General features: G+C 70.5%; 16 protein-coding genes. 2 read left to right on the top strand and 14 right to left on the bottom strand.

Going from position 1 to position 15,274, the window contains the following annotated elements; translation table 11 throughout:
* Positions 1–77 precede the first annotated feature (77 nt).
* Both FHS44_RS03725 and FHS44_RS03720 read right to left on the bottom strand, forming a co-directional pair.
* Positions 78–833 carry a CoA transferase subunit A gene (locus FHS44_RS03725; protein ID WP_184712432.1) on the bottom strand — a complete coding sequence of 252 codons (756 nt, stop codon included), beginning with the start codon at positions 831–833 and terminating at the stop codon, positions 78–80.
* Positions 830–1,558: a GntR family transcriptional regulator gene (locus tag FHS44_RS03720; protein WP_184712431.1), complete on the bottom strand. Its 729-nt coding sequence runs from the start codon at positions 1,556–1,558 to the stop codon at positions 830–832. Before FHS44_RS03720 ends, FHS44_RS03725 begins: the two co-directional genes overlap by 4 nt.
* A gap of 154 nt (positions 1,559–1,712) precedes the next feature.
* On the opposite strand from FHS44_RS03720, the gene FHS44_RS03715 reads away from it, so the two are divergent.
* Positions 1,713–2,468, top strand: a complete 756-nt coding sequence (locus FHS44_RS03715; protein WP_184712430.1) for a GntR family transcriptional regulator — start codon at positions 1,713–1,715, stop codon at positions 2,466–2,468.
* A 37-nt stretch (positions 2,469–2,505) separates the two neighbouring features.
* On the opposite strand, the gene FHS44_RS03710 is transcribed toward FHS44_RS03715, so the two are convergent.
* The 9 genes from FHS44_RS03710 to tcuA form a co-directional block, all read right to left on the bottom strand.
* A complete protein-coding gene (locus FHS44_RS03710; protein ID WP_184712429.1) occupies positions 2,506–3,930 on the bottom strand; it encodes an aldehyde dehydrogenase family protein in 1,425 nt (474 codons plus the stop codon).
* A gap of 39 nt (positions 3,931–3,969) precedes the next feature.
* Entirely contained in the window at positions 3,970–5,034 is a 1,065-nt protein-coding gene (locus FHS44_RS03705; RefSeq protein WP_221460318.1) for an LLM class F420-dependent oxidoreductase, read from the bottom strand.
* Positions 5,035–5,056: 22 nt separating this feature from the next.
* Entirely contained in the window at positions 5,057–5,821 is a 765-nt protein-coding gene (locus FHS44_RS03700) for an enoyl-CoA hydratase/isomerase family protein (RefSeq protein ID WP_184712428.1), read from the bottom strand.
* A gap of 36 nt (positions 5,822–5,857) precedes the next feature.
* The gene (locus FHS44_RS03695; protein WP_184712427.1) at positions 5,858–6,832 is read right to left on the bottom strand and encodes an alpha/beta fold hydrolase; all 975 of its coding nucleotides are present in this window, start codon (positions 6,830–6,832) and stop codon (positions 5,858–5,860) included.
* Positions 6,833–6,928: 96 nt separating this feature from the next.
* Positions 6,929–7,864, bottom strand: coding sequence for a phosphotriesterase family protein (locus FHS44_RS03690; RefSeq protein WP_184712426.1), 936 nt, complete (start codon positions 7,862–7,864; stop codon positions 6,929–6,931).
* Positions 7,849–8,712 carry a MaoC/PaaZ C-terminal domain-containing protein gene (locus FHS44_RS03685; RefSeq protein WP_184712425.1) on the bottom strand — a complete coding sequence of 288 codons (864 nt, stop codon included), beginning with the start codon at positions 8,710–8,712 and terminating at the stop codon, positions 7,849–7,851. Before FHS44_RS03685 ends, FHS44_RS03690 begins: the two co-directional genes overlap by 16 nt.
* A gap of 3 nt (positions 8,713–8,715) precedes the next feature.
* Positions 8,716–9,501: a citryl-CoA lyase gene (locus tag FHS44_RS03680; protein WP_221460317.1), complete on the bottom strand. Its 786-nt coding sequence runs from the start codon at positions 9,499–9,501 to the stop codon at positions 8,716–8,718.
* 64 nt (positions 9,502–9,565) lie between these two features.
* Entirely contained in the window at positions 9,566–10,486 is a 921-nt protein-coding gene (locus tag FHS44_RS03675) for an SDR family NAD(P)-dependent oxidoreductase (protein ID WP_184712424.1), read from the bottom strand.
* A 19-nt stretch (positions 10,487–10,505) separates the two neighbouring features.
* Positions 10,506–12,011 carry an FAD-dependent tricarballylate dehydrogenase TcuA gene (tcuA, locus tag FHS44_RS03670; protein ID WP_184712423.1) on the bottom strand — a complete coding sequence of 502 codons (1,506 nt, stop codon included), beginning with the start codon at positions 12,009–12,011 and terminating at the stop codon, positions 10,506–10,508.
* 370 nt (positions 12,012–12,381) lie between these two features.
* Here tcuA and FHS44_RS03665 point away from each other — a divergent pair, with 370 nt between their 5' ends.
* A complete protein-coding gene (locus tag FHS44_RS03665; protein ID WP_184712422.1) occupies positions 12,382–12,951 on the top strand; it encodes a hypothetical protein in 570 nt (189 codons plus the stop codon).
* A 24-nt stretch (positions 12,952–12,975) separates the two neighbouring features.
* Here the strand turns inward: FHS44_RS03665 and FHS44_RS03660 are convergent, their stop codons facing one another.
* The 3 genes from FHS44_RS03660 to hsaA form a co-directional block, all read right to left on the bottom strand.
* Positions 12,976–13,395 carry a VOC family protein gene (locus tag FHS44_RS03660; RefSeq protein WP_184712421.1) on the bottom strand — a complete coding sequence of 140 codons (420 nt, stop codon included), beginning with the start codon at positions 13,393–13,395 and terminating at the stop codon, positions 12,976–12,978.
* A gap of 166 nt (positions 13,396–13,561) precedes the next feature.
* Positions 13,562–14,095, bottom strand: a complete 534-nt coding sequence (gene hsaB, locus FHS44_RS03655; protein ID WP_221460315.1) for a 3-hydroxy-9,10-secoandrosta-1,3,5(10)-triene-9,17-dione monooxygenase reductase subunit — start codon at positions 14,093–14,095, stop codon at positions 13,562–13,564.
* Positions 14,092–15,255, bottom strand: coding sequence for a 3-hydroxy-9,10-secoandrosta-1,3,5(10)-triene-9,17-dione monooxygenase oxygenase subunit (hsaA, locus tag FHS44_RS03650; protein WP_184712420.1), 1,164 nt, complete (start codon positions 15,253–15,255; stop codon positions 14,092–14,094). The genes hsaB and hsaA overlap by 4 nt, the downstream gene beginning before the upstream one ends.
* Positions 15,256–15,274 lie beyond the last annotated feature (19 nt).

Genomic DNA, 15,274 nt, shown 5'->3' with positions numbered 1-15,274 from the left:
CCCGAACTCCTTTCCCGAGGATGGGTTCACCCGAGGCCGCCCGACCGCCTCGGTCCTGGAACTCGCTGGAGCGCCGGTCACCTCACCATGAGGCGCCTGTCGCTCAGGACGATCCGGTCCACGTACGGACTGGGGGTGACGATGTGCTGCGGGTCCAGATAGTCGACGACCTCCTCGACCTCCACGATCGTCACGTTGCCGCTGCCCGCCACGACGGGGTTCGTCGTCCTGGCGCCGTGCCGGTAGACGAGGTTGCCGAACCGGTCGGCCTGGTACGCGGAGATGATGGAGAAGTCGGGGCGCAGCGCCGTCTCAAGGACGTGCGGCACCCCGTCGAAGTGACGGATGTCCTTGCCCGCGCCGATCTTCGTGCCCACGCCGACCGGGGTGTAGACGCCGCCGAGACCAGCGCGCCCGCAGCGCAGCCGCTCACACAGGCTGCCCTGCCCGATCAGCTCGATCTCCACGTCGCCCCGCCGTACGCCCGCCTCCAACGGCCCGTCGAAGTTCGGGCTGTTGAGCGAGGAGAAAGTGGTGATCGCCTTGCGCACCTGGCCGAGCTCGGCGAGGTAGCCGACGGGATAGACCCCGTCCTCAGGCTCCGGGATGTACGGCTGGTCGCCGCCCCTGACCCCGTACGACTGCGCGCCGGCACGGCCTCTGCCGGACTCGCACGCGATGATCGTCAGGTCGCGCAGTCCGCGTTCGGCGATGGCCTTGATCAGCGTGCTCGGGACACCGGGCACACCGACGAAGCCGCCGAAGGCGATCATTGCGCCGCTCTCGATGTCGGCGACGGCCTCGGCCGCCGACTCCACGACCTTGTTGATCATCGGTCACCTTCCGTGCGTTTCGACAACTTTGAATGGGCGGTGTGTGCCGGATCGCCGTTCGACTGCGGCGTCACCACGAGAAGGCGCACCCGTGCGGTGGCGTCCAGCATGTGGTCCCGCATGGCGATGTAGGCGGCGTCGGGGTCGCCGGCCTCGACCGCCTCCGCGATGGAACGGTGCTGGGCCGCGGACTCGGCGAGCCTGCCGGGCTGGCTGAGGTTGCGGAACCGCAGCAGGCGCACCCGCCCGTCGAGCACCGCGAACGAGTCCCGCAACCCGTCGCTCCTGGCCATCGTGAGCAGGGCCTCGCGGCGTTCCTCCAGCGCCCTCACGTATTCCTGGACGTCGTTGGAGAGCGCCAGCCGTTCGAGCTCGTCGAAGGTCCCGCGGAAGGCGGCACGTTGTTCCCGGGTGCCGCGTACGGCGGCCCAGGCGGCCATCATGGGTTCCAGCGCGGTCTTGATCTGGTAGACGTCGGTGATCTCCTGCGGGCTGATCTCCCGGACGAAGACGCCGACGCGCGGGGTGATGGTGACGAGACCCTCCACGCTCAACTGCTGCAGAGCGTCACGCACCGGTGTCCGGGACACGCCGAACCGCTCAGCGAGTTCGTCGGTCGAGATCCGCTCACCGGAGACGACCGTGCCGTTGTGGATCAGCGCACGGATCTCCTCGATGACGACGTCCTTCGCCGAAAGAACACGGAGTCTCAGGGAAGTGCGCACAGGCTCAAGTGTGAGCGCTGATGTACTACATGTCAAGGATCAGCATTCCAGAGCTGATCGATGATGGCGCGCAATGCCCACTGGCCGACCCCTTCGGGCGGCTACGATTGGCTTCAGGGTCCGCACATCAGCGCTAATGGAGTAGGTGAGATCGTTGGATTCCCAGGTCCGGATTCTCTCGGCCAAAGACGTGGTCGCCGAGGAGATCCGTGCGCTGATCTACAACGGCACGATGGCCTCCGGTGAGCGGATCTCGACCGACGAACTCGCTGAGCGGTTCGGCGTGTCCCGGACACCGGTGCGTGACGCTCTGCAGCAGTTGAGCGTGGAGGGTCTCGTCACCATCACCCCGCGCGTCGGCGTCTTCGTCCGGGAGATCAGCCCGCAGGAGATCACCGACGTCTACCAGATCAAGACCGCGCTGGAACCCATGATGGCCGCCTGGGCCGCCGTACGCGGCACCGTGGACCAGCGGAGTGCCCTGCTGCGGTCGGTGACCGACCTGGAGCGGGTGGCCGAGGCCGGGGACATCCCCGCGTACGTCCGCCTGATCGAGGAAAGACACGAGAAGATGCTGGCGATGGCCGGGAGCGGCGGGTTACGCGACGCGCTCGGTGTTCTCGACGGCCGCGTGCGCCTGCTGCGGTTCCGCAGCCTCAGCCAGCCCGGCGGTCTCGCCGAGTCCGTCGTGGGACACCGCGCGGTCGCCGAGGCCATCGCCGTCGGCGACCCGCAGGCGGCGTACAACGCGATGCAGGCTCACATGGCGCGTTCGACCGCGAAGGTCGAGGCGCTGATGCCGGTGACCGACAGCGACACGCCGTCGGTCACCCAACTGGCGGCGGGCCGGCGCGGAACGTCCCGGTCGACGCGCGGACCCAGGAAGCGCTCGTCCTCGGCCTCGACGTAGGCCGGCCTGCCGTACATCTCACGGGTGGTGGTCGTGCTCAGCCACCACTCGCGCTCTTGCCGATCCGGACCGACACGAACTTCGCGTGGGTGTAGTGCCGGAGCGCCTCGACGCCCTTCTCCCGGCCGTGACCGCTGTTCTTGTGGCCGCCGAACGGGCCCTCGATCAGTCCGGCCGTCCACTCGTTGACGTAGACCTGTCCCACCTGCAGGGCGGCCGCGACGCGGTGGGCCCGCCCGAGGTCCGCCGTCCACAGGCCCGCCGCGAGACCGTAGTCGGAGTCGTTGGCTTTGGCGACGGCGTCGTCCTCGTCGTCGAACGGGATGACCACCAGGACCGGACCGAAGATCTCCTCGCGGGCGATCCGCATCTCGTTCGTCACGCCGGTGTAGATCGTCGGTTCGATCAACCACCCGTCGCCGATGGACCGCCCGCCGGTGACCAGCGTGGCGCCCTCCTCGCGTGCGACGTCGAAGTAGGACAGCACCTTCTCGAACTGGTCCTTCGTCGTCTGCGACCCGTAGTCCTCACCCGGTTTCACCGTCCGCACCCGTTCGACCAGCCGCGCCACGAACGCGTCGTGGATCTCGCGGGCCAGCAGCAGCCGGGTGCCGTTCGAGCAGACCTGCCCGGCGTTCCCGACGAACGCCCTCGCCGCACCGGCGACGGCGGCGTCGAGGTCGGCGTCGGCGAACACGATGTTCGGCGACTTCCCGCCCAGTTCGAGCGTGACAGGGATGATCTTCTCGGCGGCGGTCCTGCCGACGATGCGACCGGCGCGCACCGAACCGGTGAACGCGACCTTCCGGACATGCGGGTGCTCGACGATCGCGCTGCCCACAACGTCGCCCATACCGGTCACCACGTTGAGCACGCCCGGCGGCAGCCCGGCCTCCGCGGCGATCCGCCCGAGCTCAAGCGTGGTCGACGAGGTGAACTCCGACGGCTTGCAGACCACGGCGTTGCCGACCGCCAGCGCCGGTGCCACCGCCCTGGCCGCCTGGTTGAGCGGGACGTTCCACGGGGTGATGACCCCGACCACGCCGAACGGCTCGTGCCGCGTGTACCCGTGGTAGCCGTCGCCGAGGTCGATGATCTCTCCCGAGGGCACGTTGACCAGGCCCGCGTAGAACTCGAAGAACGCCGCCGCGCCCCTGATCTCGACGTCCGCCTGCCGCAGCGGCTTGCCGGTCTCGGCGGCCTCAAGCTCGGCGAGCCGTTGCCGCTCGCGCCGCAGCCCCGCCGCGATCTTCATCAGGACCCGGCCCCTGCGGATCGGTTTCTCCGCCGCCCACCCGGCGAAGGCGGCGTTCGCGACGGCCACCGCCTGGTCGGCGTCCTCCCGGGTACCCAACGGGATCTCGCACACGGCCTCGTCCGTGCCGGGCCTGGTCGACGTGAGCCACTCCCCGCCCGACGACGGCGTCGGCTTGCCGTTGATCCAGTGTTCGTACCTAGTCACCACTTGCGAACTCCTCACCGACCGAACCGGTCGTACGAATCAGGCGGGCTGCTGTCGCGCGGCGCCCGTGGTTGTGCGGAACACCTCGGCCAACTGCAGCAGGTCGTCGAAGCGCGCCCTGGCGATCAGGCTCGTCGCGACGCACCTGTTCCACTTCGTCTCCAGGTCGGCCCGGATCTTCTCCGGTGGCCCGACCAGCGCGACCGCCTCGATCATCTCGGTCGGTACGGCGGCCACCATGCCTTCGCGGTCCCGTTCGAGGAACTTGGCCTGGATCTCGCGGCAGGGCTCCTCGAACCCGAGCCGCGCGATGGCGTTGAGGTGGAAGTTCATGTTCGCCGCCCCGTTCGCCCCGATCTGGTAGGCGATGAACGGGCGGATCCGGTCGGCGGCGGACTCCAGGTCCGGGCCGAACGCCACCGAGACCGCGGGCGCGATCTCGAAGTTCTCCGGGCGGCCACCGGGTCTGCGGGCGAAGCCCAACTCCAGCCGCTCCCGGTACCAGTCGTCCGCGCTGGGCGAGAAGTTCGTCGGCAGCCAGCCGTCGGCGATCTCGGCCGACAGCGAGATGTTCTTCGGCCCCTCCGCGCCCAGGCAGATCGGGATGTCGGTACGGCCGCCGCGGAGCGTGGAGCGGATCGGGCGGCCCATCCCCGACCCTCCCTCCGCGGGCAGCCGGTACGTCTTGCCCTCATATGCGACGCGCTCCCCGGCGATGGTCGCGCGCATGATCGCGACGTACTCCCGGGTCCAGCCAAGCGGGCGTTCGAAGGGCATGCCGTACCACCCCTCGACGACCTGCGGGCCGGAGAGTCCGAGGCCGATCACGGCCCGCCCCTCGGAAAGCTGGTCGAGGCTCATCGCGGCCATCGCCATCCCCGTCGGAGGGCGCGCCGCCATCTGGGCGATGTCGGTGCCGAGCCGCATCGTGCGCGTGTGCGAGCCCCACCAGGCCAGCGGCGTGAAGCAGTCGGCGCCGAACGCCTCGTAGGACCACGCCGACTCGTAGCCCGCGCCTTCGAGTGCCCGCACCATCGAGGCGACGTCCCCGGGGTGTTCCGGGTCGGCCAGCCCGCCGATGGCGCATCCCAACCTTTCGATCACCGTGCATTCCTTTCTTCGCTGGTCATTGGCCCTGGAAGCGTGCCGGGCGCCCCTCGCGCGCCGCGGCCAGCCCTTCGAGCCGGTCGGTGCTCGTGAGGAGCCGCTCGTACAGCTCGGCCTCCAGTTCGACCCCGCTGTCGATCTCCACCTGGGTGGAAAGGGCGATGGCGCGCTTGGCCTGCGCGACCGCCAGCGGCGCCGCCGCACTGATCTCGGCGGCGAGCGCGCCCACCGTGGTTTCGAGATCGGCGGCGGGCACCGCGTGATTCACCAGCCCCCACTGCCGGGCCTCGGCGCCGGTGAACCGGCGGCCGGTGAAGATCAGTTCCTTCGCCCTGGGGATGCCCACGAGCCGCGGGAGCAGTTGTGTGCCACCGCCCGCGGGCATGCTGCCGAGGGTCGTCTCGACGAGCCCCATGACGGCGTCCTCCGCGGCGACCACGAGATCGCAGCTCAGCGCCAGTTCGAGACCGCCGCCCAGCGCGTAGCCGTGCACCTGCGCGATCACGGGGCGCGAGCAGTGGTACATCGCCGAGAACACCCGGGGGACGAGCCTGCGCCTGCCTCGCAGGTCGTCGTCCGTCATCCCGGCGCGTTCCGTCCGGTCCGCGCCGACGCTGAAGGCCCTGCCTCGCCCTCGCACCACGACGCACCGGATGTCCGCCTCGTTCTCGATCTCCGCGAAGACCGCGAGCAGGCACCGGTACATCGGCGTGCTGACCGCGTTGAGCACGTCGGGCCGGTCGAGCGTCACGGTCGCGACATGACCCGCGATTCTCAGATCCACGGGCTCCTGGGCCCCGGTGCCTGCTGTTCCCACGGTCTACCGCCGGTGCTTGCCGAGGAAGGAGAGCACCGTCTTGTTGAACTCGCGGTAGGACTCCCAGTGCGGGGCGTGCCCCGCCTCGCTGAAGATCGCCACCTCGGCGTTCCTGACGTGGCCCGCCATCTCGCGCAGGCGCGTCGGCGGGAGGTACAGGTCGCAGTCGCCGGTGAGCAGGAGCATCGGCGTCCTGATCGACTCGATCTGCGGCCACAGCAGCGTGTTCTGCGGGGGCTGCGTCACGGTCGTGACCGGCAGCTTCACCTGCTCGATCCACGTCGCCATCGCCTGCGGCTTCGCGGCCCGGTAGGACGGGCCGAGCTCACGGAACGTCTCGGGCAGCGCGAACCAGCCCTCCGGCAGGATCGCCGTGGTGCCCTCGTTCCACGACGCCTCCTGGATTCCCGCCAGCGTCGAGCCCACCGTGCAGCTCAGCAGCCGGTTCGGGGCCGACAGACCGGCGTCGAACGCCGCGAACGCGCCCGCGGCCAGGCCGACCAGGTGGAACTTGCCGACGCCGAGCGCGTCCATCAGCGCCAGCAGGTCCCCGACGACCGTGCCGGGCCGCTCCGCGGGACCGGCCTCAGAGCCGTAATATCCTCGCCGCGAGTAGCTGATCACCCGGTAGCCCTCGGCGGCGAACACGGCCTGCTGGTAGCCCCACGAGCCGCCGTTGCCGGTGTGCGGGTGCATGAGCACCACGGTCTGGCCCCTGCCCGGGCCCCTGCGTCCGTTGCCGGTGTCCCAGACCGCCAGCTTCACGTCGGGGATCTGCACCTGCTTCCTGCCGGTCATCGCGGGCACCGGGTCCCACGACGTCTGCGCGGGCAGAACGTTCTCGCGTCCGCGCCGCTGCTGGCCGTGCGCTCGCTCCTCCGCGAACGCCGCCGAAGGGGCGAACGCGACGACGCTCGCTCCCGCTACCCCGGCGAGAACTCGCCGTCGATCGATCGTTCGACCGGTCCTGTCGTTCATCGCATCCTCACACTTTCTCGGAACTTGACAGAACAGGCGCCAATGCATCCGGCAGCGGTCGTCCCCGAACGTTCGAGCCGGCGGAAAAGGCGTGCCTCAGTTGCCGCTCGGGCGGTGCCCGGCGAGCAGTTGCAACGGGTTCTCGCGGAAGATCGTCTCCACGACCTCCTCGGGAACCCCGGCCGCGACCAGGTCGGGACCGACCTGCCGCAGCACGTATGAGTAGCCCGGTCCACCGCGGCGCTCGCGCATCCCCAGCACGCAGACGTCGTGGGACAGCAGCAGGCTCCTGGCCCATCCACGGCGGATCAGCTCGACCGCGTTCGCGACCCGCTGCTCCTGGAGCAGCGGGTCACCCGGGCCGTTGCCGTCGTACATCACCATCGCGCCGCGCTCAGCCAGCCGCTCGTGGTAGTCGACGTCCGGATAGGTGTCACAGTGGCCGACCGCGACCCGGCTCAGGTCACAGCCCTCGTCCTCAAGCACGTCGAGCTGCCAGGCGCCGACCTCGCTCTTGACCGCGTGCAGGATCAGCCCGAGCCCGGTCTCCTGCTGGGCGCGGGCGGCGGCGCGCAGCACCCGCTCCTCGACCCCGGACACCCACTCGCGGTCGGCGCCGATCTCACCGATCACCCCCGGCCGCACGCCACCCTCACCCTCGAAGATGTCGATCAGCAGGCGGTCGGTCAGCTCGGCCGTGCTCAGCTTGTTCATGTCCTCTTCGTAGTAGGGCTCCCGGTACCACCCGCAGCCCATGACGATGTGCACGTCGGCGCGCTCGGACACCGACCGGAGCACGCCGGGCTTACGGCCGAGCCCGCCGCTGGTGGCCTCCACGACGGAGCCGCCGCCGAGTTCCTTGAAGACCTTCAGGTCCCTGACCGCCTCGTCCGGGTCGTTCAACGCGGCGAGACCCATCTGCCGTGTCACCCGGAACAGGTCGCACGCCACGTGCTCGTGCGGCAGCACACGCCCGAGTTCGGACACCGGGACCGGTCCGCGTACCGTCTGCACCGTCAGTCGCTCAGCCACTGCCCGTTCTCTCCTTCGCTCTTCTCGATCACCGCACGGCCGACGGTGCTGACCACGCCGTCGGCGGAGACGCCGTACAGCGTGAGACGACGCGACGGCCCGTCCCCCGCGCCGTCGTCCGCCCTGGCGAGCACGCGGAACGGCGCGCCGACCCGGTCCATCCCTCGGTAGGAGGCGCTCAGCTCCCGCACGAACGTCCCGTCGCCGCCCCACTCCACGGCGGCCCGCGCCAGGTAGGCGAGTTTGAGCAGGCCGTGGGTGATCGTCCCCGGCAGACCCCTCGCCCGCGCGAACGCCTGGTCGTAGTGCACCTCGTAGAAGTCGTCGGTGGCCGCGGCGTACCGCACGACCTCGCGGCTGCTCGGGGTGACCTCGATGACCGGTACGGCGTCGGCGGGCGGTTCCGTGTGCCGCCCGGAACCTCCGCCTCCCTGCCGGGCACCCGTGCGGATCGTCGTCGTGGACGTGCGCGCCACCACGTCGTGCGTCATGCGGCGCCGGTAGGTCGTCGCGAGCTGGTAGAACGTCAGGTCGCTGTCCCGGCCCGGCTTCGTGGTGACCGACTCGATCACCGTGCGCCGCTCCAGGACCTCACCCGGCATCACGGGCGCCTCCCACCTGCACCAGTTGCCGGCGTTGAGCCGTACCGGCGCGTCGGGAACACCCATGGCGTCCGGGTCGGTCCGATGCGCCACCAGGAACGTCGGGGGCAGCAGCGCGGGACAGGGCACATGTCCGTCGGCGTACGGCGGGCCGTCCAGGCCCGTGATCTCCTGCAGCACCCGCGCCCGCCACTCGTCGCAGACGAAGATCTCCCACCCCGGTTCCGGCTCCACGGCATCCGACACCGCTCACACCTCCGGTTCGATGCGGCTGGCGGCTCGCAGCGCGGCGCGCACCGCGGGGGCGATGGGCGATTCGAGCTCCTCACCGACGTGCGCGACCAGGCCTGCCGTACGGCTCATCAGGGCGAAGCCGCGGTGCAGCCGCCAGGGCACGCCCACTTCGAGCAGCAGTGCGGCGGCGGCGCCCGTCGCGTTGAGCGGGAGTGCCTTGCCGGTGAGGGCGGCGGCCCGCTCGACGACGAGTTCGAGGTGCTCGACGTGCCGCGCCGCGACCTTCTGGCCGCGGGCGACGGCGAGCAGCTTCCCGGCGCGCGGGTCACCGTCGCGGTGCAGGCTGTGACCGAGACCGGGGATCCGCCCGCCCACGTCCACGATGGCGCGCAGCCGCGTGTCCACCGCGTCACGGGCCTCGGCACCGGAGGCGACCTGGTCAGCGATATCTGTGAGCAGGCGCCCGCAGCCCTCCATCGAACCGAGCAGCACGCTTCCCGCGCCGAGCAGACCGGCCGCGACGGCTCCCTGGATCGCCTCGGGAGCCGACCAGAACGTCAGCCGCGCGGCGAGCGCGCTGGGCGTCAGCCCGTGGTCGAGCAGGCTCACCAGCACCGCGTCGACAACCTTGGTCTCGGCGGGGGTCGGCCTGCGGCCGGTCACCGCGAGCAGCGCGACCTCGGTGTAGGTCAGCTCGCCGATCAGGTCGTCGACGAGGTCCAGTCCGCGCACCCGCACGTGGTGCTCGTCCGCCGCTCCCACGGCGGTGCCGATCTCCAACGGCACGCTGCGCCCGCTCACCGCGACATCCCCTCGGCGCGCGTGGCGGCTTGATCGTGCGAGGAGCGCACTGTCGGCCGGGCGTTCATGTTCCGTCTCCCACTTCGAGGATGTCCGTGGTCTGGTGGTCGGGCGCGGCCGGTGTCGGCAGCCCGAGCGCCGCGAACCGGCGGAGCGGCGTGGCTCCCAGCCGCTGCCGGACCGCGCCGGTCACGTCGGAGTAGGTGAACTCGTCGGCGAGGCGCACGCTCTCCTGTTCCTCGAAAGGCGCCCACCGGGCGAGCCTGCGGCCTGCCGCCGTGAAGGTCTGTCCGGTGATGTGGCGGTTGGCCGGATCGAGCAGCGCGTGGATGAGCGCGGCGACCAGTTCGGGACCCTGCCGCTCGGCGTCGGGCCTGCTGGCCTGCATTCGTCCGGTGAGCCGCGAGGTCATACGTGTCGCCGCGGAGGGGACGACGCAGTTGACGTTGACGCCGTAGCGTCCCATCGCCAGCGCCGTGCTCTGGGCGAGGCCCACGATGCCCGCCTTGGCCGCCGCGTAGTTGGCCTGCGCGGGGCTGCCCTCCAGACCCGCCGCCGAGCTCAGCACCACGATGCTTCCGCCGCGCTGGCGGCGCATCTGCTCCGTGGCGAAGCGCACGCAGTTGAACGTGCCCTTGAGGTGCACGGCGATGACCGAGTCCCACTCGTCCTCGGTCATGTTGAAGATCATGCGCTCGCGCAGGATGCCGTGGCAGGTGACGAGGCCGTCGAGCGAGCCGTACTCCTCGACCGCGCGCCGTACCAGATCGGCCGCCGCGTCGAACGAGACGACGTCGTGCTGGTGGGCCATGGCGCGGCCGCCCCGGGCCCGGATCGCCTCGACCACGGACTCCGCCACCTGCCGGTCCGGGTCGTGACCGTCGACGGACACCCCCAGGTCGCTCACGACGACGCCGTAGCCCGCGGCGGCGAGGCACTCGGCCACCGCGGCGCCGATGCCCCCGCCCGCACCGGTAACGATCACTCCGCCGAGCACGGCCACCTCACGCGCTCACCGACGACGCGGCGGAGCGGCCGACCGCGGCCGAGGCCGCCGACCCTGCGATCCGCCCGAACACCGAACCCGCCGTGAGGCCGCTGCCCCCCGGGTAGTTGAAGTAGAAGAGCCCGCCGACGATCTCCCCGCACGCGTACAGGCCGGGAATGGGCTCGCCGGTGACGTCGATCACGCGCGCCGAGGTGTCGATCTTCAGGCCGCCGAAGGTGAACGTGATTCCGCACGTCACCGCGTAGGCCTCGTACGGTGGCGAGTCGAGGGTGTTGGCCCAGTTCGACTTCGGCACCGGCAGCCCCGAGGTGCTCCGCCCGTCCTTGACGTTGGGGTTGAACGGGACCGACTGGTCGACCGCCTCGTTGTACTCGTGGACCGTCCGCAGGAACTGCCCGGCGTCGATGCCGTCCATCCGCCGGACGAGTTCCTCCAGGGTCGGTGCCACGATCTTCGTGACCTGCCGGATCCGGTACTCGTCGCGCAGCAGGTGGGTCACCTTGCTGTCGAAGACCTGCCAGGCGACCTGTCCCGGCTGCCGCAGCACCTCCTGGCCGTACTTCGCGTAGGTGTAGTTCCGGAAGTCCGCGCCCTCGTCGACGAACCGCTCGCCGCGGCTGTTGACGATGATCCCGAAGGGGTAGCTGTGCTTCTGGAACCCGTCGCCGACCACGCGGTCGCCGAACGCGGGCGCGTTGCTGTCCCAGCCCACCGCGTGGCAGCCCGACCAGTTGCCCCACGACATGGCGCCGATCTCCAGCGCCATGCGGTGCCCGTCGCCCACGTCGAACTGGGTGCCGCGGACCTTGGCGAACTCCCATCCCGGCCCCAGGTAGCGGGTGCGCCACTCCGCGTTGGCCTGGAATCCGCCGCAGGCCAGCACGACGGCGTCGGCGGAGATCGTCCGGATCTCCCCGCCGGTGCGGACCACGACGCCGGTCACCTTGCCGCCGTCCTCGGTGAGGCCGACGGCGCGGTGGCCGTAGAACACCTTGCCGCCCGCCGACTCGAACGCGTTGAACAGCGAGTCGACGAGCCCGGGGCCGCCCCCGTTGGTCTCCAGCGTCAGGCCCCCCCAGAAGGTGAACTTCCCGTCCACCTGGAACGCCTGTCTGCCGTAGATCGGCAGGAACCGTACGCCCTTTTCGCGCATCCACTTCAACGTGTCGAAGCTGCGCGTCACGAGCAGATCGACCAGGTCGGGGTCGCAGCGGTACTGCGTGACCCGGGCCATGTCGTCGAAGAACTGCTCCTTCGGGTAACTGCCGAAGTCGGTCCTCGCGAGCTGATCCTCTGACAGGTCGGGGACGAGCTGGACGATGTCCTCCCTGCCGTCGTAGGCGAAGCGCATGGCCCCCGCAGTGAATCCGGAGTTCCCACCGCGCTCGGGCTCCGGGGCGGCTTCGAGCAGTGTCACCTCGGCCCCACCCTCAAGGGCGGCCAACGCGCTACACAAGCCGGCGTTACCGCCGCCGATGACGACAACTCGACTCTGACCCATGCCAGCCCCTCTCCTTGCATGTGCAACGTAAACTCTAATATATCAGATGTCAACGTCTCGACAAGGAGGCCCACGGGCGCCGGGCCGTACAGCTCACTGGTTCAGCCCGTCGCGCTGGCCGACGAGCCCACGGGATCGCGACGAGAGGCTGCCGGACGATCGGGCGTGACCAAAGATCGGCATGCTGTACGGCTGCGCCGCCTGGTCCGGGTCGCGCGCTTCGGAGGCTGAGGCCGTACGGCTGGCCGGAACGCGGCCCTCTCCACGGCGCCGTCCCGGAGTTCCACGCGCGGGTCGGACCTGACAGTCCGGATTCCGCGGTGCGCGTCCGGTTGTCGGCGGTGAGCGGCCCCGGCGCTATGGTGACGCCGTGGTCAACAAGCCCCCGGGACGGGGCTATCACGCCGCCATCGTGATCACCGTCCTCGTCATCGCCTTGTGGGTGAGCGTCCCCTTCAGCTACACCGAATCCTTGTTGGTGGTGATCTTCGCCCTCGCGCCACTGGTGTTGTACTGGATCGTCCGCCTCACGGTGGCACTGATACGAGACGCCGCGGCGGTACGGCACCGCCTTCTCGGCTGGCTCGCGTTACCCGCGATCATCGGGGGGTTGTGGCTCGCCGTCGATGTCGATCTCCCATTCAAGGCGCGCTTCGCGCTTTCCCAGGCCAGCATGGAGGGCTTCGCCCAGGATGTCCTGCGCAGCGGCGCACAGGACGACTGCGCATGGACAGGGCTCTTCTCGGTATGCGGCGAGATCGTCGGTGAGGATAAGAGTGCCCCCATCGGCGTCGAACTGCGGATCGGCGACTGGTTCATCGCACCATCGAGATGTTTCGTATGGGCGCCTCACGGACAGCCCCGCGCCGAGGACTACGAGTACGGGCTCAGGCATCTGACCGGCCCGTGGTGGGGCTGCAGAGGGTGGGGCGGCTGGTGACTCACCGTCTGGAGACGAAACCGCTCAGAGCACCAGGTCGTCGTGGTCGTCGAAGATCCAGCCGTCTTCGTAGAGGACTTCGAACAGGTGGCCGTCGGGGTCGGTGAAGTAGCCGCTGTGTCCCCAGGGATTCGGGCCTGCCGGGCGGGTGACGGTGGCGCCCAGGTCGGCGGCCCTGGACATGACCTGGTACACCTCCTCGGCGCTGCGGGCCACGTACGCCAGGGCGAAGCCGGAGAAGCCGCCCGGTTCCCTGTCGGGGAGACCGGCGTCGGCGGCGAAGGCCGTCCGGGACTGGAAGGCGACCGCGACCCCACCCAGTTCGAACAGCGCGAACTCGTCCGAACCCGCCGTGGACCTCCGCCAGCCCAGCGCCTCGTAGAACGCGACCGAGGCGGCGACGTCGCGCACGCCGAGCAGGATCAGGTTGAGTCGCCGCCGCATGTCTTCCTCCTGGGAACCGGAGCCCGGCACGTCATCCGGCCGTCACCACCGTATGTGGTCCGCCCTCGTGAGAACGCCACCCCAGATCGATGTCACCGTGCCGGTGGCGCGCCCCCGGTTGTGACCGCATTCCGCCGAACAGCTTGGCCGGGGTTTCGGCGGTGGTTCAGCACCAGTCCCCCGGCCTGGCCCAGGTGAGGAAGGTCTCCTGGGCGGGGGCGGGTGCGGCCGGGGGTTCGGTGACGGTGTAGCCGCCTCGGTAGAACAGCAGGGGGCGTTCGGCCGGGCCGGTGCCCAGGTCGTGGACGCGGCCCACGGCGATGTGGTGGTCGCCCGCCTCGTGCACGGTCTCCAGTGAGCAGTCCACCCAGGCCAGTGCCCCTTCCAGCAGCGGCGAGCCGTTGGGCGAGAGCCGCCAGGGCGTGCTGGAGAACCGGTCCGCGCCGCCCCGCCCGAACAGCGTGCTGGTCTCGCGCTGGTCGTGGGCCAGCACGCTGACGGCGAAGCGGCCCGAGTTCTCGATGGCCGGCCAGGTGCCGGACGACCTGGCCGGGCAGAACAGCACGAGCGGCGGATCGAGCGAGAGCGCGGCGAAGGACTGGCAGGCGAAGCCAACCGGCCGCTCGTCCCGCATGGTCGCGACGACCGCCACGCCCGTGCAGAAGTGGCCCAGGACCTGCCGGAAGAGCGAGGGGTTCACAACATGCCCACCGTGACGTCCTCGCCGAACTCCCCGTCGCCGAAGAGCTTGAGCGCCGCCTCAGGGTCGTTGGCGACGTGCACCCGCGCCGCGTGCGCGTCGCGCCAGAACCGCTGGATCGGGGTGCCCTCGGCGAGCGCGCCCGCCCCGGAGTTCTCGAAGAGCTGGTCAACGGCCGCGATGCACCGCTCCGAGGCCCGCACCTGGTCGCGGCGCAGCCGCAGCCGCAGCGCGGTGGGGATCGGCTCGCCGCGCCGTGCGGTGTCGTAGATCTCGGTGATGTTGCGGGTGAGCTGCAGCCAGGCGGCGTCCACCTCGCTGGCCGCGCGGGCGACGCGGACCTTCGCGAACGGATCGTCCTTCACCTTCTCCCCCGCGAACACCCGCACGCGCCGCCGCTGGTGCGCCACGTGCGCCTCGTAGGCGCCGGTGGCCATGCCGACCAGCGGGGTGGCGATCGTGGTGGTCATCAGCGAGTAGAGCGGGATGCGGTACAGCGGGCCCGGGTTCACCTCCTGCCCCGGGCAGACGCAGCGGAAGGAGTCGGCGAAGCTGAGCACGCGGTGCGCGGGGACGAAGGCGTCCTCGACCACCACGTCGTTGCTGCCCGTGCCGCGCAGGCCCACGGTGCGCCAGACGTCGTGGACGGCGTAGTCCTCGCGTGGCACCAGGAAGGCCACCCAGTCGGCGGGCCTGCCGTCCTCGCCCATGATCAGGGCCCCGAGGATGGCGGCGGAGGCGTGGTTCACCCCCGAGGAGAAGTTCCACGTGCCCGACAGGCGGTAGCCGCCGTCGACGGCGGTGGCCCGGCCGACGGGCGCGTACGCGGAGGAGACCAGGGCTGCGGGGTCCTGTCCCCAGAGCTCCTCCTGGGCCTCGGCCGGGAAGGTCGCGACGTGCCACGCGTGGGCGCCGAGCACCGAGGAGACCCAGCCGGTGGAGCCGCAGGCGCTGGAGATCAGGCGCACGGCGGTGTAGAAGGTCACCGGGTCGGCCTCGTGCCCGCCGAAGCGCGTGGGCTGCAGCAGACGGAAGAAGCCCGCCTCGCGCAGCTCCTTGATCGACTCCGTGGGGACCACGCGGGCGTCCTCGGTCGCCTGCGCGCGTTCTCTGAGGACGGGCAGCAGGTCGCGGATCGCGGTCAACACGTGTTCGCTCATCTGGCTGGGCTCCTGTGTC

Source organism: Streptosporangium saharense, from assembly GCF_014203715.1.
GTDB classification, from domain to species: domain Bacteria; phylum Actinomycetota; class Actinomycetes; order Streptosporangiales; family Streptosporangiaceae; genus Streptosporangium; species Streptosporangium saharense.
This window is presented reverse-complemented; position numbering and strand designations above follow the sequence as displayed.

What these genes read in the sequence shown, in the direction of transcription:
- hsaA (WP_184712420.1), bottom strand. Translation starts at nt 15,255, where the DNA reads ATGAGCGAACACGTGTTGACCGCGATCCGCGACCTGCTGCCCGTCCTC.
- FHS44_RS03725 (WP_184712432.1), bottom strand. Translation starts at nt 833, where the DNA reads ATGATCAACAAGGTCGTGGAGTCGGCGGCCGAGGCCGTCGCCGACATC.
- FHS44_RS03660 (WP_184712421.1), bottom strand. Translation starts at nt 13,395, where the DNA reads ATGCGGCGGCGACTCAACCTGATCCTGCTCGGCGTGCGCGACGTCGCC.
- tcuA (WP_184712423.1), bottom strand. Translation starts at nt 12,011, where the DNA reads ATGGGTCAGAGTCGAGTTGTCGTCATCGGCGGCGGTAACGCCGGCTTG.
- FHS44_RS03695 (WP_184712427.1), bottom strand. Translation starts at nt 6,832, where the DNA reads ATGAACGACAGGACCGGTCGAACGATCGATCGACGGCGAGTTCTCGCC.